Raw genomic sequence first — 20,000 nt, 5'->3', positions numbered from 1 at the left:
CGGAAGGGGCGGTACGGACCAACGTCCGTGCCGCCCCTTTCGCCGGGTGAGGGTTACTTCAGGCCAAGGATCAGCGCGTCCGAGGGCGACGCCCACACCGGCCGCGCCTCCCCGAAGCCCGCCTCGCGCAGCGTCCGCGCGTGCCACTCCGCCGAGGGCATGTCCCCGTCCGCGTGCTCCCCGTAGATCTCGAACCGCTTGGCGGTGGGACCCGCGAGGATCGGGTCCTGGGCGGCGAGCTGCCACCACTCCCGCCAGTCCAGGACGCCCTCGGCCTTGGCACGCTCCATCCGCCGGTGGCGGAGAGCGCCCTCGGCCGCGTTGATGCGCGGAGTGGCGGGGTCGGGCATGTGGTCGGCGTTCATGAAGACGCCGCCGTCGCGGACGAGTCCGGCGACCTGGCCGTAGAGCGTGGCCAGCGGGTCGCTGTAGAGCCAGTGCAGCGCGGTCGCGGTGAGCACGGCGTCGTACGAGTCGTGCGGCAGCGCGGCGGTCCAGTCCGGGTCCTTCAGGTCCGCGGTCACGAAGGTGACCCGGTCGTCCCCGGCGAAGGTGCCCTCGGCGATCGTGAGCAGCGCGGGGTCCAGGTCGACGCCGACACTCGTCGCGTCCGGGAACCTCTTGAGCAGCCGGTCCGTAATACTTCCCGTACCGCACGCCAGATCCAGGACGCGCGGCGCGGTTCCGACCACGGCCTCGACCATGTCGAGCATGATCCCGAACCGCTCCTCGCGGTCGGGCAGGTACCACTGCTGCTGCCGGTCCCAGCTGTCCTGCCAGGCGCGCCAGTCGGTGCCGAGTCCGGCGCCCGCCGCTGTTCCGGTCCCCGTATCCGTCATCAGAACCCCTCCACTCCGTAATACCCTGGTACCGCAATCGGCTATTACTGGCCGACGAGAGTGACCATAGCCCGCCCCCGTAAGGACTACAAGTGGAACTGGCCTATTACTCGGACTATGCCCTGCGTCTGGTCAACAGCGAGGAGCCGGTCCGCAACAAGGACACGCTGACGTCCGTCGAGGCGATCAGGGAGCTCTTCGGGCCGAGCACCCAGATGGCCCGGCGCGCGACGGACTCCGACGTCACCCGCTTCCGGTCCGTGCGGGGCAGGCTCCGGGCGGTCTTCGAGGCGGCGGACGGCGGCGACGAGACGCTCGCGGTCGACCTCCTGAACTCACTACTCCTGGAGTTTCCCGTCAGCCCGCAGATCTCGGGCCACGACCACCGGGACGACGACGGGCGCCCGTTGTGGCACATGCACCTGGCGGACCATCCCTCGAACGCGACGGCGGGGTACGCCGCGATCGCCGCGATGGGGCTCGCCTTCCACCTCACCGAGCACGGCGTGGAGCGCCTCGGCCTATGCGAGGCCGCGCCGTGCCGCAACGCCTACCTCGACACCTCGACGAACCGCTCCCGGCGCTACTGCTCGGACCGCTGCGCGACCCGCGCCAACGTCGCCGCCTACCGCGCCCGCAAGCGCCTGGAGACCGAACGTTCCGCCGGAACCGGCCGTACGGCACCCAGTGCCCAGCGCACCAGCGTGAGCGGCGAACGGCGGCCGGGCGCCGGCGGGCGGTAGCGGAACCACACCTTCCCGAGGACGAGATCCTCGGGAACGACGCCGTAGTCCGTGCTGTCCCCGCCCGCGAAGGCGTTGTCGCCGAGCACCCACCAGCCGCCCTCGCGCCGCTCCTTGGCCCGCTTGACGACCAACAGGTCCTGTTGGAAGGGGTGGCACAGGATCACCACGTCACCCGGACGCACGCGCGCGCCCCACCGCACGAGCAGGCGGTCCCCGTGACGCAGCGTCGGCACCATCGAAGGGCCCGTCACCTCCGCCGCGCCCCACGGCACAAGGGCCCTTCCGCGCTCGCTCTCCTGCGACAGCTCCGGCATCACCGGCACCTCCCCGGTCCTATCCTCCACCAGTCCCAGTCTGACCCTGGACTTTTGTCCTAAGCCCATGGGGGCACCCGCGAAAACCCGTCTCTCACGGAGTAATGTCCCACCTGAGAAGACGATCACGAGGAGGACAGCACATGCTTTCCCGCCTGTTTGCCCCCAAGGTGAAGGTCAGCGCCCACTGCGACCTGCCCTGCGGTGTGTACGACCCGGCCCAGGCCCGCATCGAGGCGGAGTCGGTCAAGGCCGTGCAGGAGAAGATGGCCGGTAACGACGACGCGCACTTCCAGGCGCGCGCCACGGTCATCAAGGAGCAGCGCGCCGAGCTCGCCAAGCACCACGTCTCGGTGCTCTGGAGCGACTACTTCAAGCCCCCGCACTTCGAGAAGTACCCGGAGCTGCACCAGCTGGTCAACGACGCCCTGAAGGCCCTCTCGGCCGCGAAGGGCTCGACGGACCCGGCCACGGGCCAGAAGGCGCTGGACTACATCGCGCAGATCGACAAGATCTTCTGGGAGACCAAGAAGGCTTGATCTTCACCGGGCCACCGACCTGCTCTTTCGCGGGTCGCACCGCCCGTCCGACCGCACCCGGTCCGCAGGCCGCCGTGAGAACGGTGTCCGTGGCGGTCCGGGTGCGGTCTTTCGTCGGGCGGTCTTTCGTCGGACGGCCTTTCGTCGGGCGGTCTTTCGTCAGGCAGGCTTCCTTGGCCGGGCCAGGCCCAGGTCGTAGGCGAGGATCGTGGCCTGCACGCGGTCGCGCAGGCCCAGCTTGCTCAGCAGGGCGTTGACATGGGACTTGACCGTGCCGGTCGTGACGCCCAGGGCAGCCGCGATCTCCGCGTTCGTGTGGCCCGCGGCCACCAGGGCGAGGACCTCGCGCTCGCGGGGCGTGAGCGTGTCCAGGAGTTCGGGCTCCGGGGCGGGCGCCGTGCCGGCGAAGGCGTCGATCAGGCGGCGCGTGACGGTGGGGGCGAGCATGGCCTCACCCGAGGCCACGACACGGATACCGGCGAGGAGTTCCTCGGGCTGCGCGTCCTTCAGGAGGAACCCGGAGGCGCCGGCGCGCAGGGCGTCGTGGACGTACGCGTCCTGGTCGAAGGTGGTCAGGACCAGCACGCGCGGGGTGGGGCCGGTCGTCCCCGAGGCCGCCGTGAGCAGACGGGTCGCCGTCAGACCGTCCATGCCCGGCATGCGGATGTCCATCAGGACGACGTCCGGTACGAGTTCTGCGGCCAGCTGCACCGCGTGGGCGCCGTCGGCCGCCTCGGCCACCACGCGGAGGTCCGGCTCCGCGTCGACGATCGCCGCGAATCCGGCACGGACGACTGCCTGATCGTCGACGACCATCACTCGGGTCGTACTGATGACGGTGCCTCCTTCGGGTTCTTGGGGGGGGTGGAGGTGAGGGGGTGAAGGGGTGAGGGTGAGGGTCTTCAGCGGGGTGGGGCCGGGACCGGAACCCGCACAGCGGCCGGGGCCGAGTCCGGGACGGCGGCCGGGTCCGAGTCGGGGACGGCAGCCGGGGCCGAGTCCGGCACGGCGGCCGGGGCCGAGTCGGGGACGGCAGCCGGGGCCGAGTCCGGGACGGCGGCCCTCACAAGGCCAGGCCCCGTCACCTCCCTCAGCACTGCCAGCAGGCCCCGCATCGCCGAAAGGCCCGCCCTCGCCGCGTCCGCGACCCCGTCCAGGTCGCCCGCCTCGGCGTGTACGACCACCGCGTCGGCGTGCCGCAGGACTTCGCCGCGCAGCTCACCCGCGATGCGGCGGCGCTCCTCGTGCGCCTCGGCCACCGCCGACCACACCGTCGCCGTGAGCGCGTGGTCCTCCCAGGCCCTGACCCGTTCGCGCCGCGTCCGCACGCCCGCGCCGAGCCCCCACAGCGCCGCCATCGGCAGCAGGAACACCGCCCCGAGGACCACCGCGAGGAACACCAGAAGACCGAAGCCGCCGCCGTCCGCCGTGAGGTCCCGCATGCCGTCGGCCGACGCGAGGGCGAGCGAGGCCAGGGCCAGTCCCGCGGCCCCCACCGACATCACCGGCCACGTACGGCTCCCCGGCCCCGCGAACGCCGCCACCGCGTACACCGCCACGCACTCCGCGGCACCGCCCGCCACCAGCAGGCCCAAGGCCACGATCGGCGACAGCAGCCCGAAGGCGAGGCCGAGCGGTGCGAGCCATGCCGTGGCGAGGACCGCGCACAGCACCGCCCAGGGCGCCCGGCGCCGCCACAGCAGCGCGAGGGCGTGCACGGCGGCGGGTCCGCAGGCCAGGACGGCCGCGGTGGAATCCTCGGCGAGGATCACGACGGGTGGGAGCGCGGCGACGGCGAGGGCGACCGCCCCGTCGGACAGGTCGAGGCCGCGCAGCGCGCGGTGGCGGGCGGCCCGGTCGCGCAGGGCCCCGGTGGGGCGCGGGGCTCCCGCGGCGCGCGGCAGTCGGGCCCGCACGGACCAGCCGGGACCGTCGTCGCGCGGCCCGACCGTCAGCGTGCCGCCGAGCGCCGTGGCCCGCTCCCTCATGCCCGCCGTACCGCGCCCCGAGCCGAGCCGCTGTCCGGCAGGAACGCCGGCGCCGCCTTCCTCAGCCTCGTCAGCCTCGTCCGAGGAGCCCGCCGCGACCGCCCCGTCGTCCTCGACGGTCAGGCGCACCGCGCCGCAGGGTCCATCGAGTCGCCCGTCGGCTGCGTCAAGTCCATCCGCCCGGAGCCGTACACGTACCGTCGTATCGGGTGCGTACCGCAACGCGTTGGTGAGCGCCTCGCGCACGATGGCGAACGCCGCGTCGGCCACCGGCCCCGTCAGTGCCGCCAGGTCCGGCGCCACGTCGACGGCGGGCCGCAGACCCAGGCGGGCGAAGCCTGCGGCCAGTTCGTCGACGCGGTCCCGCAGAGCGCTCTCCTCGTCGGCCGCCGAGGTCCGCGCCATCGCCACCAGGCGGTGCAGCGCCGCCAGGGTCTCGCGCCCGGTGTCGGCCGCGAACCGCAGAGCCTGCGCGGTCAGTTCGGGCTTGCGGTCGCCGAGCCGCAGCGCGGCGGCCGCGGTGACCACGACCGACGTGAGGTGGTGGGCGCTGACGTCGTGCAGGTCGCGGGCGAGACGCTCACGTTCGGTGAGGGCGGCGCGGGCCCGTTCGGACTCCGCCCGCGCGAGGTCCCGCGCGGCGGTGCGGCGTCCGGCGAGCCAGCGGCGCCGGGTGCGGCCCAGCCCCACGACGCTCAGGAAGAGCACGCAGTTGATCACCGCTTCGCCACTGGCCTCGACCCCCGTTTCGAGCAGCACGGCCGAACGGCCCGCCTCACAGAGGGCCAGGGCGGCGCCGACGAGGGCTGCCGTCCGCCCCGGACAGCGCACCGCCACCGAGTACACGGCCACCAGCAGGCTCAAGGCGTGCAGGAGCGTCGCGTCCTCCGGGAGCGGCAGGCAGGCGAGGAGCACGGCCTCGACGACGAGCGCGGCGACGACCGGACGCCCGCGTCGTACGCCGAGCGCCGCGGTGATCACGACCGCGGCGACGAGCCCCACCACCGGCTGGAGAACGCCCACCGGGTCGTCGTCGCGCAGTGCGCGGCCGGGCCAGAAGGCCAGCTGCTGGATCGCCAGCAGGACGGGCAGCAGCCAGTTACGTATCCGCTCCATGGTGGCCTCGATGATACGGAGATGCTACGGAGGGGTGTCTTCCTGTCGGCCGCGTCTATCTCTGGTTGGAGAGCACGATCGTGCGGGCGGCCGACGCCGCGGCCCGCCGCCGCAGGAATGCTGGTGGACATGACCACGACGCCCTCCGCGGACCGCTCGGCCCACGCGTACGAACCCGCGTACGATCCCGCGCACGAATACGCGCACGCGCCGCACGACCCGTACGGGCCGCCGCCCACCTCGTACGCGTACGGGGCCCCCAACCCGCACGCGCCCTACGCCCCGTACGCGCCCTACGCCCCGTACGGGACCTACCCGCCGCTCCCCTACCACCGCCTCGCCCTGGCCACCGCCCGGCACCGCTGGTGGCGGCCCTTGGCCGGGACCGGGCTCGTGCTCGGCGGCGCCGTCGTCGCGTCCCTTGTGGTGCTCCTTGCGGGCGAGGTGGCGGGGGCGTTCCTGGACCGCCCCGTGGGCAAGGACGGATTCCGCGTCTGGGGCGGTATCGGGGAGATGGGGCAGGCCCTGCTGTCCCTCGCTCTGATCACCCCCGTGGTGTTCCTGGCCGCCCACTGGGCGGGGCGGCGTCCAGCGGGGACCCTGTCGTCGGCGACCGGACGGCTGCGGTGGCGCTGGCTCGTGCGGTGTCTGGGCGTCGGACTGCCACTGGTCACCGCGTCGACGGGGCTCATGCTGCTGCTCCCCGACTCGGCGGGCGGCGGCACGGCCGACCTGGAGTGGGCGGGCTTCCCGGACTTCCTGCTCGGCCTCGCGATGGTGTGCGTGCTCGTGCCGTTCCAGGCGTCGGCGGAGGAGTACGCGTTCCGGGGCTGGCTCACCCAGGCGGTCGGCGCCTGGTGCCGCTCGCCGTGGGTGGCGATCCTGCCGCAGGCGTTCCTGTTCGCCGCGGCGCACGGGTGGGGCACGCCGTGGGGCTTCGCGGATCTGGTGGTGTTCGGGCTGGTCGCGGGCGTGCTGACGGTCCGTACGGGCGGGCTGGAGGCGGCGATCGGCCTGCACGTACTCAACAACCTCCTTGCGATGGGCCTTTCGGCCGCGATCGCCGGGGCCCTCTCCTCGGAGGAGACGGCCGCGGACATGGAGTGGGCGGCAGTGGGCGTCGACGTGCTGGCGGTCTGCGCGTACGCGGCGGTCGTGCTGTGGCTGGCGGGACGGCACGGGGTCGCGACTGCGAGCGCGGGAGCGGAGAAGCAGAAGGTGAAGGAGAAGGAGAAGGAGAAGGAGGGGCAGAAGCGGGAGCAGCAGCTCTAAATCATTTGCCGCGGCCGACCGCCGACTGCTGCACTGAGGGGAGTCGGCAAGGGTCGACGGAATCTGCGGAGGAGACGGAAATGCGGCGTTCGTGCATGTCCCACACGAAAGGAATTCCCACTTCCGCAAAGGACATGACGGTACGTGCATTCAACTGCCCCGCACATTCTGAATCTGGGCATTCTGGCCCACATCGACGCCGGTAAGACCAGCCTGACCGAGCGGCTCCTGCACGCCGCCGGTGTCATCGACGAAGTCGGCCGCGTCGACGACGGGAACACCCGGACCGACTCGCTCGCCCTGGAGCGGCAACGCGGCATCACGATCAAATCCGCCGTCGTCTCCTTCGTCATCGACGACGGCGTCACGGTCAATCTGATCGACACCCCCGGCCACCCGGACTTCATCGCCGAGGTGGAGCGGGTCCTGAGCGTGCTCGACGGCGCCGTGCTCGTGGTCTCCGCCGTGGAGGGCGTCCAGGCGCAGACCCGCATCCTGCTGCGGACGCTGCGACGGCTGCGCATCCCCACGCTGATCTTCGTGAACAAGACGGACCGTGGCGGCGCCCGTTACGAGGGTGTCCTACAGCAGATCTCCGAACGGCTGACACCGGACGTCGTCCCGATGGGCACGGTCTCCGGACTCGGCACGCGCGAGGCGCGCTTCACGCCGTACACCGCAGCGCAGTCGATCACCGCCTTCACCGAGCTGCTCGCCGGTCACGACGACGCGCTCCTCTCCGCCTACGTGAACGACGTGGCGCCCCTCTCGTACGACCGCCTCCGCACCGAACTGGCCCGACAGACCCGCCGCGCACTCGTGCACCCGGTGTTCTTCGGCTCGGCGGCGACGGGTACCGGTGTGGCCGAACTGATGGACGGCATCCGGGAGTTCCTCCCCGCGTGCGCCGGTGACGCGGACGGCCCCGTCTCCGGCAGCGTGTTCAAGGTCGAGCGCGGGTCGGCCGGGGAGAAGATCGCGTACGTACGGATGTTCTCCGGCACGGTCCGTACGCGCGACCGTCTGGACATCGGAACCGGCGTCGAGCGAGACGAAGCCCTTCGTGAGGGCAGTGAGAACCATGAGGGCCGTGCGAACCATGCGAGCCATACGGGCCGTGAGGGCAAAGTCACCGCCGTCAGCGTCTTCGACCAGGGTGAGGACGTGCGCGGCCCCGAGGTCCGTGCGGGCCGCATCGCCAGGCTCTGGGGGCTCGGCGACGTCCGGATCGGTGACGTGATCGGCGTACCGCGCAAGGGCATCGAGCCCGGCGGCCACTACTTCACGCCGCCCACCCTGGAGACGGTCGTCTCGCCGCTGCATCCGGCCGACCGCGGCGCCCTGCATCTCGCGCTCACCCAACTCGCCGAGCAGGACCCGCTGATCGACCTGCGGCAGGACGCCGTCCGCCAGGAAGTGTCCGTCTCGCTCTACGGCGAGGTGCAGAAGGAGGTCATCCAGGCGACGCTCGCCGACGAGTTCGGCCTCGACGTCTCGTTCCGGGAGACCACGACGATCTGCGTGGAGCGGGTCGTCGGCACCGGCTCGGCCTTCGAGATCATCGACAAGGACCCCAACCCGTTCCTCGCCACGGTCGGGCTGCGGGTGGAGCCCGCGCCGGTCGGCGCCGGTGTGACGTTCCGGCTCGGGGTCGAACTCGGATCGATGCCGTACGCGTTCTTCCGCGCCGTCGAGGAGACGGTCGAGGAGACCCTGCGGCAGGGCATCCACGGCTGGCGCGTCCGCGACTGCACGGTCACGATGACGCACGCCGGGTACTGGCCGCGGCAGAGCCACGCCCACGGCACGTTCGACAAGAGCATGTCGAGCACTGCCGGGGACTTCCGGAACCTGACTCCGCTCGTCCTGATGGACGCGCTGCGCGAGGCGGGCACGGCGGTGCACGAGCCGATGCACCGCTTCCGGCTCGACGTCCCCGCCGACACGGTCGGGGCGGTCCTGCCCGCCCTCGCACGGCTGCGGGCCGTCCCTCACACGCCGACGACGAACGGGTCCTCGTACCGCCTGGAAGGGCACGTACCCGCGCAGCAGGTGCACGCGCTGGAGCAACTGCTGCCCGGACTGACACGCGGCGAGGGCGAGTTGGAGTCGTCCTTCGACCACTACGAGCCGGTGCGCGGCGGCACGCCCCCGACCCGCGAGCGGACGGACCACGACCCGCTCAACCGCAAGGACTACCTGCTGCGGGTGGTACGCCGGACGAACGGCGGCGGGCGCCCGGCGCACGGCAGCGGAGGCCCGGCGCGAGGCACCGGAGGTCCACCAGAAACGCCCTAGGGCCTGTGTCGGAAGTCCCCCAGCACCGGGAGGTCGAGCTCCTTCAGGCGCTCGCGGTCCGCGATAATGTTGATCTCCACGATCTTGCCGTCCACCACCGTGAAGGACCCGAGCGAGACCGCCTCGCCGCCAGGGAGGGCGACCAGGCCCGGCAGGCCGTTGACGAGCACCAGGTACTGGTCCGCCGCGACCCGCGCGAACATCTTCGCCTGCCCGGCCACCACCGCGGCGCCCCGCACCACCTTCGACAGGCCCGACGACAGCTCGCCGGTGTCCGCCCGCAACACGACGCCCGGGTCGAGGAGTTCGAGCAGGGCGTCGAAGTCACCGGTACGCGTGGCGGCCATCCACGCCTCGACCACCTCGCGCTGTTTGGCGACATCGGTCTCCGCGGTCGGCGTGGAGCCCTGCACGCGGCGGCGCGCCCGGCTGGCCAACTGGCGCGTCGCCGCCGGCGAGCGCTCCACGACCGGCGCGATCTCGTCGAACGGCACGGCGAACATGTCGTGCAGCACGAACGCGAGCCGCTCGGCGGGCGCCAGCGTCTCCAGTACGACGAGGAGCGCAAGGCCCACCGAGTCGGCGAGCAGCACCTCCTGCTCGGGGTCGACCGCGTCCACGCGGGTGACGATCGGGTCCGGGATGTGCGTCTCGCCGAAGGTCTGCAACGAGGCGTCCAGGGAGTCCTCGCGGCGGGACTGCCGGGAACGCAGCAGGTCGAGGCAGATTCGACCGACGACCGTGGTCAGCCAGCCGCCCAGATTCTGCACCTGGCCCGACGCCGCGCCACCCGACTCGGTGCCTGCCTCCGTGCCCGCCCCCGTCCCCGTGCCCGTGCCCGCCCCCGGCACCGTCCCCGTGCCCGGCCCGGCCACGGTGCGGCTCAGCCGGAACCACGCCTCCTGCACCGCGTCCTCGGACTCGCTCAGTGAGCCGAGCATGCGGTAAGCGACCGCGTTCAGACGAGGCCTGTGCTCCTCGAACTCCGCCGCGAGCGCGACCTGTGCCGATCCGTTCTCGTCCATCTGTCACTTTCTCCCGTCGCGGCCCGTCATAGGTATGACGGCCAACCCCACACATACGTGACAACCGAGGAGAACAGTAATGATCACCGGGATGAGGAATCCGACCGAGGTCCTCCCCGACGTCGCGCCCACCCTTCAGGCCCTGTTGGAGAGTACGCGGACCGCCGGTGTGCCCGGGGCCACGCTCGAACTCGTCCACCTGCGCACGAGCCAGATCAACGGCTGCGCCACCGGCGTCGAACTCGGCGTGCGCAACGCCCTGGGGAACGGCGAGACCGACGAGCGTCTGCACGCCGTGGCCGCCTGGCGCGACGCCTCCTGCTTCACCGGCGCCGAGCGGGCCGCACTCGCGCTCGCCGAGCACACGGCACGCCTCGCCGACCGCACGGACGCCATCCCGGACACCGTCTGGGACGAGGCCGCCGCTCACTACGATGAGCGCCAACTCGCCGCGATAGTCCTCATGATCGGCGTGACCAACCTCTTCCACCGCCTCGACCTCACCACCCGCCAGCCGACGGGCGAGGCCATGAGGCCTGAGGGGGGAGGGTGGGGGGAGGCATGAGGCATGAAGCATGAGGCGCGCGGCGTGCGGCATGCGGCGTCGAAATCAGTGGCCGGGGACCGCCGGAGCAGATGGGATGAGAGATCACCCCGTCCATCCCTCGAGGAGCTACCCGAATTGTCGTCCGCGCAGATCGACGCCGATCTCGTCCGCCGCCTGCTGGGGGACCAATTCCCGCAATGGGCCGACCTGCCCGTCGCCTCGGTACCGCTCCCCGGCATGGACAACGCGACGTTCCGGCTCGGTGACGACATGTCCGTACGGCTGCCGCGCTATCCCCGTTGGATCGGGCAGGTCGAGCGCGAGCAACGGTGGCTCCCGTGGCTGGCCCCGCAGTTGCCGCTCACCATCTCGACGCCGGTCGCCGCGGGACGGCCCGGCCAGGGCTACCCCTTCCCCTGGTCGGTCTACCGCTGGCTGGACGGCACGGCCGCGACCACCGAGGGCCTCGCCGACCCGGTCCGCGCGGCGCATGAACTCGCCGGATTCATCGGCGCGTTGCAGAAGATCGACGCGACCGGCGGCCCCGCCCCGGACCTGAGCAACGCCTTCCGTGGCGAGCGCGTGGGCACCGAATGCGACTCGCTGACCGCCGACTCGCTCGTACGGTCCAAGATTACGAAGCTGGCAGGCATCGTCGACACGGGCGCCGTCACGGCGGTCTGGGAGGCGGCCCTGGCGGCGCCCGCGTGGGACCGCGACCCCGTCTGGCTGCACGGCGACCTCGCGACCGGCAACCTCCTCGCCGTCGACGGCCACCTCAGCGCCGTCATCGACTTCGGCACGCTGGCCGTGGGCGACCCCGCCTGCGACCTGATCCCCACCTGGATGTTCCTGCCCGCCGAGGCGCGGGGCACCTTCCGCGCGGCGGTCGGCATGGACGACGCGACGTGGGCCCGGGCCCGCGGCCTGGCACTCGCCGGGTCGCTACCGGTGCCCGACGACCCGTTCTTCGCCGTCCCGGCACGGGTGACGGCGGCCCTGCGACACCTGAACGCGGTGCTCGACGACTACGCGGAGTACGCGGGTCCGTAGGAGGCGGCCCCGGACAGACCAGACCAGACCAAGCCAGGTCTCATCAGGTCAGGTCAAGTAAGGTCAGGTCAGCGGGGCCAACGCCGCTCTCAGGTCCGCCGGTTCGCGGTAGAGCAGACCGGTCATCCCGAGCGCGACGGCGGCGTCCACGTTCTCCCGACGGTCGTCCACGAAAAGGCAGCGGCCGGGTGCGACCCCGGCCCGCGTCGCCGCCGCCTCATAGATGCGGCGGTCCGGCTTGGCGATGCCGAGGTCGGCGCTGCTGACCACGTCGTCCAGCACTCCCTCCGGCCCGGTCAGCCCCAGTAGGGCGAGGTCGTCGGCGAGCCACGGGGTCGCGTTCGTGACGAGCAGGACGGGCAGCCCGGCCGCGCGGACCTGCCGAAGCAGCCCCACGACCACCTCGTCGGCCCGGAACTTCGCCTCGGCCAACGTCATCCCGAGCTCATACCCGCGCGCCCACGGCACCCGGTCGGCGAGCCCATCCGCGATCGACTCGATCCACCGCTCCTTGGTGATCTCCCCGCGCATCAACGGCATGTCCGTCTCGGGCCGGAACGCCACTTCTGCCGTACTGCCCTGCGGCAGGTCGACCGAGCGCTCCAGCTCCTCCAGTTCCGCCATGTCGTAGAAGCGGATCACGCCGTCGAGGTCACTCAGTACGGCATCGAACGCCCGGCCGCAGATCGTCATCACACGTGTTTATCACGCCACCACCACCGCCCCGACGGGCCACCTTCCCCCGACCAGAACAGCCCGGCACGACCCGACAAGCCCCGCCCCGCCCCAGCCCGACGACGGTCAACACGGCAGCCGACCCGCGAGGCATCACGTCACGTATTGCCGCTACCGTCTTCATCGCGAGCGGCGTATCCACCCTCGCCCCCGCGCGACCTATCTCCTGCCGTACCGCGTCCGCGTCCGGGACCGCGACCGGGACCGGGACCGTTTGCCCCCCGCACCCGCACCCGCGCCACCACCGCCACCACCGCCCGCCCGGCCACTCGGCTCCTCGCCCTCATCCAGGACGCACGCCTCACACTCCGCGTTGCGGCACGGGCCGGGGCCCCACACGGGGACGAACACCCCGAGCACCTTGCGCCGCCGGATCGCCGTACCCACCGGCCCTCCGCAGACCTTGCACGCCGGCTCATCCTCGCTCCGCGGCGCAAGGTCGGGCCGTGGCTCTTCGCTGCCCATACCTCCAGGCTATTCCGATCCAACCGACCGGGCGGTCCTACGACGTCAACCTCTTCATCGCTGCCGTCCTCGGCTCACGCCACATCGGCCACATCCGCGGACCGTCCGGCAGATCGAGCGTCGCACCCATGACGTCAAACCCCAGGCGCGTGTACAGATCACGGCTGCGTGGGTTGCTCGCCTCCAGATAGGCGTGCCTGCCCTCGCGATCACACCCTTCGAGTACCGCGGCGAGAAGCTCCGTACCGAGGCCCTCGCCCTGCCGGTCCGGGTGCACGGCTATGAGGTGCAGGTATTCGTGCGCCCTGTCGGTCGGATGGATCGCCTCCGTCAACCGCCCGATCACCTCCACGCGTTCGTTCCCCGGATCGACGATCCGGCGCAGCAACACCGGCCCGTCTTCACCCCCCTCCCCCACATCTCCCTCCCTCACGTCGCCCTCCCTCACGTCGCCCTCCCTCGCTTCTCCGTCACCTGCGTCTCCGTCACCCGCGGGCACGGACCACCACAGCGCCACGGCCGCACCATCCTCGGTGACGTCGACATGCCCCTCACCGAGCGCGATGTCGAAGAAGGCGCCCATCAGCCCACCGTGCAGGCGCAAGCGGCGCGCCTCGTCAGGAAAGATCCAACTGCTCACCGGATCCTGCATGAACGCCGCATCGAGCAGCCGGACCACGTCCTCCCGGTCGCCCTCCCCAGCCCTCCGGATCGCCACGCCCACAGCCAGCCCCTCACCACTCGTCCGCTCCCGGCGACGCGCTCACGGACCCATCAACCCCTGGGCGCGGCACGCCGGTCGCAGCGTAAGTGAATTCGGGCTACACCGGACGGTCCCCCTTAGCCCGACCGGCCCGGACCTCCCCAGGCCGAGCCGCACCGGACCACCTCTCACCTCCTCACCCCACCCCGCCCCTCAACTCCCCACCTCACCTCACCCCGCCCCTCAGCCCCTCATCCCAGCCCCCCCGTCCCTCCCCCCTCTCCTCTCTCCCCTCTCTCCTCATCTCCCCCAGTCCCCCAGCACACCCCACCCCAGACCTCTCAGTACGTACGCCGCGTCACGAACTCCGCGAGTGCCAACAGCCCGCCCGCCGATTCCGGATCCGGTACCGCTCCGGCGAGCTGCCCCACCGCCTTGGACATCCGGTCCGCCGCGTGCACCTGCGCCCAGTCACGGCCACCCGCACACTCCACGGCACGGGCCGCGCGCACCGCGAACTCCCCGGTGCCTCCTGCCGTCTCGATCCCGGTCTTGCCGATCCCGGTCTTGCCGATCCCCGTCCTGTCGGCCCCCCTCGCACCGTCGTCCTTCGATCTGCCGTACAGCTCGGCCAGTTCGGCCGCGGCCGGCGTGCCCGAGGCCAGGGCCGCGACGACCGGCAGGGACTTCTTCCGCGCCGCCAGATCCGCGCCCGCGGGCTTGCCGGTGCGGCTGGGGTCGCCCCAGATACCGATGACGTCGTCGATGAGCTGGAAGGCGAGCCCCGCCTCCCGGCCGAACCCGTCCAGCGCATCGGCCTCCTCCTCACCCGCGCCCGCATACACCGCCCCCAGCGCGCAGGCGCAGCCGAGCAGCGCCCCGGTCTTGGCCTCGGCCATGGCGAGGCATTCCTCCAACGTGACCTCGTCCGGACTGCGGGCCTCCAGCGCGGAGTCCGCGAGCTGTCCCGCACAGAGCTCCACGACACAGGCGGTGAGCCGGGCGGCTGCCGCCGGGGCCCCCGGGTGGGGGTCTTCGGCGACCAAGCGCTGTGCCAGTGCCTGCAGGGCGTCGCCGGTGAGGATCGCGCCGGCCTCGCCGAACACGGTCCAGGCGGTGGGCCGGTGCCTGCGCGTGGTGTCGCGGTCCATCACGTCGTCGTGCAGGAGTGTGAAGTTGTGGACCAGCTCGACCGCGGCCGCCGCCCGTACGGCCGCGGCGGGCTCCCCGCCGAGTGCCCGCACCGCGGTGAGTACGAGCGCGGGCCTGATGGCCTTGCCCGCGTTCCCCGAAGCCGGTGTGCCGTCCGCGTGCTCCCACCCGAAGTGGTAGAGCGCGATCCGGCGCAGCGATCCGGGCAGCGAGTCGATCGCCCTGCGCAGCTCCGGATCGACCTGTGTCCGTGCCGACGCCAGAATCTCCGCGGCCTCGTGACCCTCGCCCGGCCCGCTCCCCGGGATACGCGCCGATACGCTCCCCGCGTCATCCGCCGCGTCCGCCGCGTCCGTCTTCGTGTCTGCCGTCGTCCTCGCCGTCATGTCCGTCATGGACTCACCCCGTGAAGGATGCGGACGGTGGCGGTTCCTCGGCCTGTGGGCGCGTACGGAGAGGGTGTACCCCGTGCCGCACCCGGAGACACGGCGGCCGGCTCACTGCCATCGACCGATCTCGACGTTCTCCAGGACGCCGAGCGCGTCGGGAACGAGCACTGCCGCCGAGTAGTACGTCGACACCAGGTACGAGATGATCGCCTGCTCGCTGATGCCCATGAACCGGACGGACAGGCTCGGTTCGATCTCGTCGGGGATGCCGCTCTGGCGCAGGCCGACGACACCCTGTTCCTCCTCTCCTGTACGCATGCAGATGACGGACGTCGTACGGGCCTCGGTGACCGGGATCTTGTCGCACGGGAAGATCGGCACCCCGCGCCAGGTGGGGATCCTGGTGCCTCCCACATCGGCGGTCTCGGGGGCGAGCCCCCGCTTGTTGATCTCGCGGCCGAACGCGGCGATCGCGCTCGGGTGGGCGAGGAAGAGCTTGGAGCCACGCCTGCGGCTGAGCAGTTCGTCCAGGTCGTCCGGGCTGGGGGCGCCGTTGTGGGGCTGGATTCGCTGGTCGTACTCGCAGTTGTGCAGGAGGCCGAACTCTCGGTTGTTGATGAGTTCGTGCTCCTGGCGCTCCTTGAGCGCTTCGACGGTCAGCCGCAGCTGCTGCTCGGTCTGGTTCATCGGCTGGTTGTAGAGGTCGGCCACGCGCGTGTGGATGCGCAGCACGGTCTGGGCGACGCTCAGTTCGTACTCGCGAGGCGCCGATTCATAGTCCACGAAGGTGCCGGGGAGCACGGCCTCGCCGACATGGCCGGCCGACAGGTCGATGGCCGCCTCGCCGAACGTGTTGGTGCGCTGGGCCGGGAGGGACCGCAGCCTCTGCAGGTGGTCGCGGAGCGTGTCGCTGCGCTCCGCGACCTGTTCGAGTTCCTGCCGGGGCAGGGTGAGGACCGTACACGCGGTCACCGCACGCGCGGTGTACTCCCAGATGGACTCGGGGTCGATGAGTGCCTGTTCGCCGAAGTACGAGCCGTCGGCGAGCGTCTCGAGCACGGTGTCGTCCCCGTACGGACCCGAGCCGATCTTCTCGACGCGACCGTGCGCGAGCAGGAACGCCTCGTCCGCCTGGCTGCCGAAGGAGGCCAGGACCTCTCCCGCGGCGAACTCCCGCTGGTGGCAGCGCTGCGCCAGCTCCCCAAGCACTTCCTCGTCCGCGAACTCCCGCAGCACCGGCAGCTCGCCGAGCTCGGCCGGGATGACTTGCACGCGGTCGCCGGTCTTCACGAAGGTCACCCGACCGTCGCCGACCGAGTAGCTCAGCCTGCGGTTCACCCGGTACGTGCCGCCCTGTACCTGGACCCAGGGGAGCATCCGCAGCAGCCAGCGGGAGCTGATCTCCTGCATCTGTGGGGCGGATTTGGTGGTGGTGGCCAGATTCCGCGCGGCGGATGTGCCGAGACTCTGCTGCGGCTTCTCCGACTCAGTGCGGATCTCTTCGCCTACCGACATTGGCTTTGCCCTCCCGAGTACCTGCGTGCGGTGGTCTGCCCGCCCAACTCTTCCAGCACAGAACGTGGTCGCGCCATTACACAAACGAGCGGGAATGGATCACGCTTCCGCGGGGCAGTAAGCGTGCTTCCACCCGTTCGGACCAACTCGGGGTGTGCCGGGCCGGGCGGCCTGGTGGGCTCGGTGGATGACCACCTCCGAGGCTGCTGCCGACGCCGGTGCGCGGGAGCCGGCCCCGGCGGCCCCGGTCGCGCCGCCGGGCGAGCGCGGCCCGGTGCGCTGGCTGCACGCCGTCGGCCGGGCCTTCGAACCGGTGCGCCGTGCGCCGGTGACCGTGTTCGTGGTCGTGGCGCTGTGGGCCGTGGGCTTCTTCACTGGAAGCCTCGGCGCCGGGCCGTCAAGCACGCTCCTGAACGACGTCGGCGTCGGCGTACCCGCACTCGCCGACGGCCGCTGGTGGACACCGCTCACGTCGATCTTGTGGTGCCCGGGCATCGGCAACTACGTCGGTTCCACGCTGCTGTTGCTGCTCCTGGGCTCCGCGGCCGAGCAGCGCATGGGCTCCGTGCGCACCGCCGCCGTTCTGGTTCTCGGCCAGGTGCTCGGCGCACTGCTCGGCTCCGGCGTCGTCAAGCTGGGCTCCCTGGCCGGTGAGGACTGGCTGAACGACCTCTCGCACAGCCTCACGGCGACGCCCGGGATCGGCGCCTGTGCCGTCGGCGCCTTCCTCAGCTTCCGGCTCGACGCCCTGTGGCGGCGCAGGCTGCAGTTGTGCCTCATCGTGTTCCCGCTGATGCTCGCGCTGTACGTCGGCCATCTCCAGGGGGTGCTGCGCCTTGCCGGCGTCGTGGTGGGCCTCGGGCTCGGCGCCCTGGCACACCGGCACACGCACCGGCTGCGGATGCCGCACGCCTCGCACTCCGAGGGCCGGGTCCTGGTGGCGCTCGCGGTGGCCGCCTCCGCCGTCGGCCCGCTCGTCGCCACGCTCTACAAGGACTCGCTCGGCCCCTTCAACATCCTGGACCTGTACGTCTCCGGAGGCCCCGGCCCCGAGGACATCGCGGACGCCTGCGTCCGGGCGAGCAGCACGGACTGCGCCCGTGTCCACGCCCAGGACCACTTCTACGGCTCTCCCGCGATGCTCATGGGAATCGCCATTCCCCTGCTGCTGCTCGTGCTCGCCGAGGGGCTGCGCCGCGGTCTGCGGCTGTCCTGGCGGATCACCGTGGCCGCGCAGCTGGTGTGGCTGGGGCTCATGGCGTACCTGCTGAGTGACATCACCTCGCACCCCGACCGGTACGTACTGGAGGGCAGCGACCTGTCCGACCAGAAGGCCGCGATGATCCAGTCGGTCATCGAGCAGATGATGCTGCCGCTCCTCGTCCTGGTGCTGCTCCTCCTCGCCCGGCACCTCTTCGACCAGTGCGTCTCGCGGACCACCGTGACGTGGCTCGCGGGAGCCGTCGGCGGCGCGCTGCTGCTGGCCTGCCTGGCTTACGTGGGCATCGGGTATGCGGTGCGCGACCAGTTCACGCCCGACGCGACTCTCTCGAAGCTGATCTCCGGCATCCCCGCACAGTTCCTGCCGCCGAGCTATGAACCGTTCTTCTTCCAGGGCCGGGCTCCCGTCCCGGTCGGCGGCACGGCGCTGTCCCTGTACGAGTACTGCGGGATGCTGTTCTGGGTGGTCACCCTGATCGCTCTCTTCGTGGCGTTCCGGCGGCCCCTGATGCATGCCGACGCCGGGGCGGCCGCACGCGCGCGTGCGCTGCTCGCCGCGCACGGCGGCTCCACGCTCTCGTATCTGACGACGTGGCCGGGCAACCACTACTGGTTCTCGGCGGACGGCCGGGCCGCGGTGGCCTACCGCGTGCATTCCACGGTCGCGCTCACCACGGGCGACCCCTTCGGGGAGACGTCCGCGCGTGCGGAGGCGGTCGGCGGGTTCGCCGAGTACTGCGACCGGCGTGGCTGGACACCGTGTTTCTACAGCGTGACGGCCGACGCCAAGCTCCGTACGGACGCGCTGGGCTGGAGCTCTGTGCAGGTCGCCGAGGACACCGTCGTGCCGTTGCCGGAGCTGGCGTTCACGGGCAAGAAGTGGCAGGACGTCCGCACGGCCCTGAACAAGGCCAAGAAGGAGGGCATCACCGCGGAGTGGCACACCTTCGCGGAGGCTCCCCTCTCGCTCACCGACCAGATCCGCTCGATCTCCGAGGAGTGGGTCGCGGACAAGGGGCTTCCGGAGATGGGCTTCACACTCGGTGGGCTCGACGAGCTCGACGACCCTCATGTGCGCTGTCTCCTCGCCGTCGACGAGGAGCGCACGGTGCACGGCATCACGAGCTGGATGCCCGTCTACGGAGACACCGGAGAAGCCGGAGACACCGGAGAAGCCGCCGACGGCACGCCCACCCCGCCGGTGGGCTGGACGCTGGACTTCATGCGACGCCGCTCCGACGGGTTCCGAGGCTCGATGGAGTTCCTGATCGCGTCCGCCGCGCTCGGCTTCAAGGAGGAGGGCGCCCAGTTCCTCAGCCTCTCCGGAGCGCCGCTCGCCCGCGCCTCGGACACCGGGGAGCCGCCGGCCGCGCTGCAGCGCCTGCTGGACCACGCGGGCCGCACCCTGGAGCCGGTCTACGGCTTCCGTTCCCTGCTCAACTTCAAGGCCAAGTTCCAGCCCCAGTACCGGCCCATGTACATGTGCTATCCCGACCCGGCAGCCCTGCCCAACATCACGCGGGCGATCGGCAAGGCTTATCTGCCGCACATGAAGCCCGCCCAGGGGGTGCGTCTGATGCGCAAACTGACCTCTTAGGCGCGGAGGACGCGGCCCGCGCACCATACGGGCCGGGAACTCCAAGATCCGCGCAACCGTTGAACCCATCGCGGGGCGTCAGTACCATCCGCCCCCTTCGCACCAACCGGCAGGAGAAGGCAATGGCAGGCTTCCTGGATCGCGCCAAAGAGCAGGCCCAGCGGGGCCTCACCCAGGGCAAGCAGAAGATCGACGAGGTCCAGGAGAAGCGTGCGGGCGACGCCCTCCTGAAGAAGCTGGGCGCCGCGTACTACGCGGAGCGGCGGGGCACCGGCTCCGCCCAGGACACCCAGCAGGCGCTGCAGGCCCTGGAGTCCCACATCGCGACGAATGGCGACGGATTCCTGCACGGCAGCTGACCGGATCGGCTCGCACGGTGTCCGAACAGGCCTCGAATTGGTTCCGAACGACTGGTTACAGCATCGGAGTTCCGGTACAAGCAGGGCGTACGAGACGGTCCGCGACCGGCGGCCGTCGTGCCTTGCG

General features: G+C 71.5%; 18 protein-coding genes. 8 read left to right on the top strand and 10 right to left on the bottom strand.

The genetic code is table 11. The features are described from left to right. Positions 1–53 precede the first annotated feature (53 nt). The gene (locus ABZ953_RS14580; RefSeq protein ID WP_361722257.1) at positions 54–839 is read right to left on the bottom strand and encodes a class I SAM-dependent methyltransferase; all 786 of its coding nucleotides are present in this window, start codon (positions 837–839) and stop codon (positions 54–56) included. 92 nt (positions 840–931) lie between these two features. On the opposite strand from ABZ953_RS14580, the gene ABZ953_RS14575 reads away from it, so the two are divergent. After that, a complete protein-coding gene (locus ABZ953_RS14575) occupies positions 932–1,582 on the top strand; it encodes a CGNR zinc finger domain-containing protein (RefSeq protein ID WP_361722254.1) in 651 nt (216 codons plus the stop codon). Here the strand turns inward: ABZ953_RS14575 and sodX are convergent. After that, positions 1,465–1,899 carry a nickel-type superoxide dismutase maturation protease gene (gene sodX, locus ABZ953_RS14570; RefSeq protein WP_361722756.1) on the bottom strand — a complete coding sequence of 145 codons (435 nt, stop codon included), beginning with the start codon at positions 1,897–1,899 and terminating at the stop codon, positions 1,465–1,467. The two genes, ABZ953_RS14575 and sodX, sit on opposite strands and share 118 nt — an antisense overlap. Positions 1,900–2,042: 143 nt before the next feature. On the opposite strand from sodX, the gene sodN reads away from it, so the two are divergent. Continuing rightward, positions 2,043–2,438, top strand: a complete 396-nt coding sequence (gene sodN, locus ABZ953_RS14565) for a superoxide dismutase, Ni (RefSeq protein WP_078075133.1) — start codon at positions 2,043–2,045, stop codon at positions 2,436–2,438. Between the two features lie 159 nt (positions 2,439–2,597). Here the strand turns inward: sodN and ABZ953_RS14560 are convergent, their stop codons facing one another. Together ABZ953_RS14560 and ABZ953_RS14555 are read right to left on the bottom strand one after the other, a co-directional pair. After that, positions 2,598–3,254, bottom strand: a complete 657-nt coding sequence (locus ABZ953_RS14560; protein WP_361722250.1) for a response regulator transcription factor — start codon at positions 3,252–3,254, stop codon at positions 2,598–2,600. Positions 3,255–3,340: 86 nt separating this feature from the next. After that, entirely contained in the window at positions 3,341–5,542 is a 2,202-nt protein-coding gene (locus ABZ953_RS14555; protein ID WP_361722247.1) for a histidine kinase, read from the bottom strand. Between the two features lie 129 nt (positions 5,543–5,671). On the opposite strand from ABZ953_RS14555, the gene ABZ953_RS14550 reads away from it, so the two are divergent. Beyond that, complete coding sequence (locus tag ABZ953_RS14550) at positions 5,672–6,814, top strand: CPBP family intramembrane glutamic endopeptidase (protein ID WP_361722244.1); 1,143 nt, start codon at positions 5,672–5,674, stop codon at positions 6,812–6,814. A gap of 144 nt (positions 6,815–6,958) precedes the next feature. Then, positions 6,959–9,112, top strand: coding sequence for a translation factor GTPase family protein (locus ABZ953_RS14545; protein WP_361722241.1), 2,154 nt, complete (start codon positions 6,959–6,961; stop codon positions 9,110–9,112). Here ABZ953_RS14545 and ABZ953_RS14540 read toward each other — a convergent pair. Then, positions 9,109–10,137 (bottom strand): sigma factor, encoded by a 1,029-nt coding sequence (locus tag ABZ953_RS14540; protein ID WP_361722238.1) that lies wholly within the window; start codon positions 10,135–10,137, stop codon positions 9,109–9,111. The genes ABZ953_RS14545 and ABZ953_RS14540 overlap by 4 nt on opposite strands. A gap of 91 nt (positions 10,138–10,228) precedes the next feature. Here ABZ953_RS14540 and ABZ953_RS14535 point away from each other — a divergent pair, with 91 nt between their 5' ends. Together ABZ953_RS14535 and ABZ953_RS14530 are read left to right on the top strand one after the other, a co-directional pair. Beyond that, positions 10,229–10,702, top strand: coding sequence for a carboxymuconolactone decarboxylase family protein (locus tag ABZ953_RS14535; protein ID WP_361722236.1), 474 nt, complete (start codon positions 10,229–10,231; stop codon positions 10,700–10,702). 117 nt (positions 10,703–10,819) lie between these two features. Beyond that, complete coding sequence (locus ABZ953_RS14530) at positions 10,820–11,737, top strand: aminoglycoside phosphotransferase family protein (RefSeq protein WP_361722233.1); 918 nt, start codon at positions 10,820–10,822, stop codon at positions 11,735–11,737. A gap of 63 nt (positions 11,738–11,800) precedes the next feature. Here ABZ953_RS14530 and ABZ953_RS14525 read toward each other — a convergent pair whose 3' ends face one another. The 5 genes from ABZ953_RS14525 to ABZ953_RS14505 all read right to left on the bottom strand — a co-directional run bounded on the left by ABZ953_RS14525 (position 11,801) and on the right by ABZ953_RS14505 (position 16,696). Further along, on the bottom strand, positions 11,801–12,430 hold the full coding sequence (locus ABZ953_RS14525) for an HAD-IA family hydrolase (protein WP_361722230.1): 630 nt from the start codon (positions 12,428–12,430) through the stop codon (positions 11,801–11,803). A 201-nt stretch (positions 12,431–12,631) separates the two neighbouring features. Further along, positions 12,632–12,937 carry a hypothetical protein gene (locus tag ABZ953_RS14520; RefSeq protein WP_361722227.1) on the bottom strand — a complete coding sequence of 102 codons (306 nt, stop codon included), beginning with the start codon at positions 12,935–12,937 and terminating at the stop codon, positions 12,632–12,634. A gap of 37 nt (positions 12,938–12,974) precedes the next feature. Next, on the bottom strand, positions 12,975–13,661 hold the full coding sequence (locus tag ABZ953_RS14515) for a GNAT family N-acetyltransferase (protein WP_361722224.1): 687 nt from the start codon (positions 13,659–13,661) through the stop codon (positions 12,975–12,977). Between the two features lie 320 nt (positions 13,662–13,981). Further along, complete coding sequence (locus ABZ953_RS14510; RefSeq protein ID WP_361722221.1) at positions 13,982–15,187, bottom strand: family 2 encapsulin nanocompartment cargo protein polyprenyl transferase; 1,206 nt, start codon at positions 15,185–15,187, stop codon at positions 13,982–13,984. 102 nt (positions 15,188–15,289) lie between these two features. Beyond that, complete coding sequence (locus tag ABZ953_RS14505) at positions 15,290–16,696, bottom strand: family 2B encapsulin nanocompartment shell protein (RefSeq protein ID WP_361722218.1); 1,407 nt, start codon at positions 16,694–16,696, stop codon at positions 15,290–15,292. Between the two features lie 187 nt (positions 16,697–16,883). Here ABZ953_RS14505 and ABZ953_RS14500 point away from each other — a divergent pair, with 187 nt between their 5' ends. Then, positions 16,884–19,514, top strand: a complete 2,631-nt coding sequence (locus ABZ953_RS14500) for a DUF2156 domain-containing protein (protein ID WP_361722215.1) — start codon at positions 16,884–16,886, stop codon at positions 19,512–19,514. A gap of 122 nt (positions 19,515–19,636) precedes the next feature. Next, positions 19,637–19,873: a hypothetical protein gene (locus ABZ953_RS14495; RefSeq protein ID WP_361722213.1), complete on the top strand. Its 237-nt coding sequence runs from the start codon at positions 19,637–19,639 to the stop codon at positions 19,871–19,873. The last annotated feature ends 127 nt before the right edge of the window (positions 19,874–20,000 follow it).

This window comes from Streptomyces sp. NPDC046465, assembly GCF_040646035.1.
GTDB lineage: Bacteria > Actinomycetota > Actinomycetes > Streptomycetales > Streptomycetaceae > Streptomyces.
Note: the sequence above shows the minus strand (reverse complement) of the source record. Positions and strands in the feature narration are given on the sequence as shown.

Bases quoted from the DNA above. Each gene is read 5' to 3' on its own strand.
- ABZ953_RS14550 (WP_361722244.1), top strand. From the start codon at position 5,672: ATGACCACGACGCCCTCCGCGGACCGCTCGGCCCACGCGTACGAACCC.
- ABZ953_RS14555 (WP_361722247.1), bottom strand. From the start codon at position 5,542: ATGGAGCGGATACGTAACTGGCTGCTGCCCGTCCTGCTGGCGATCCAG.
- ABZ953_RS14525 (WP_361722230.1), bottom strand. From the start codon at position 12,430: ATGACGATCTGCGGCCGGGCGTTCGATGCCGTACTGAGTGACCTCGAC.
- ABZ953_RS14500 (WP_361722215.1), top strand. From the start codon at position 16,884: ATGACCACCTCCGAGGCTGCTGCCGACGCCGGTGCGCGGGAGCCGGCC.
- ABZ953_RS14520 (WP_361722227.1), bottom strand. From the start codon at position 12,937: ATGGGCAGCGAAGAGCCACGGCCCGACCTTGCGCCGCGGAGCGAGGAT.
- sodX (WP_361722756.1), bottom strand. From the start codon at position 1,899: ATGCCGGAGCTGTCGCAGGAGAGCGAGCGCGGAAGGGCCCTTGTGCCG.
- ABZ953_RS14510 (WP_361722221.1), bottom strand. From the start codon at position 15,187: ATGACGGACATGACGGCGAGGACGACGGCAGACACGAAGACGGACGCG.
- ABZ953_RS14535 (WP_361722236.1), top strand. From the start codon at position 10,229: ATGAGGAATCCGACCGAGGTCCTCCCCGACGTCGCGCCCACCCTTCAG.
- ABZ953_RS14580 (WP_361722257.1), bottom strand. From the start codon at position 839: ATGACGGATACGGGGACCGGAACAGCGGCGGGCGCCGGACTCGGCACC.
- ABZ953_RS14560 (WP_361722250.1), bottom strand. From the start codon at position 3,254: ATGGTCGTCGACGATCAGGCAGTCGTCCGTGCCGGATTCGCGGCGATC.
- sodN (WP_078075133.1), top strand. From the start codon at position 2,043: ATGCTTTCCCGCCTGTTTGCCCCCAAGGTGAAGGTCAGCGCCCACTGC.
- ABZ953_RS14505 (WP_361722218.1), bottom strand. From the start codon at position 16,696: ATGTCGGTAGGCGAAGAGATCCGCACTGAGTCGGAGAAGCCGCAGCAG.
- ABZ953_RS14540 (WP_361722238.1), bottom strand. From the start codon at position 10,137: ATGGACGAGAACGGATCGGCACAGGTCGCGCTCGCGGCGGAGTTCGAG.
- ABZ953_RS14495 (WP_361722213.1), top strand. From the start codon at position 19,637: ATGGCAGGCTTCCTGGATCGCGCCAAAGAGCAGGCCCAGCGGGGCCTC.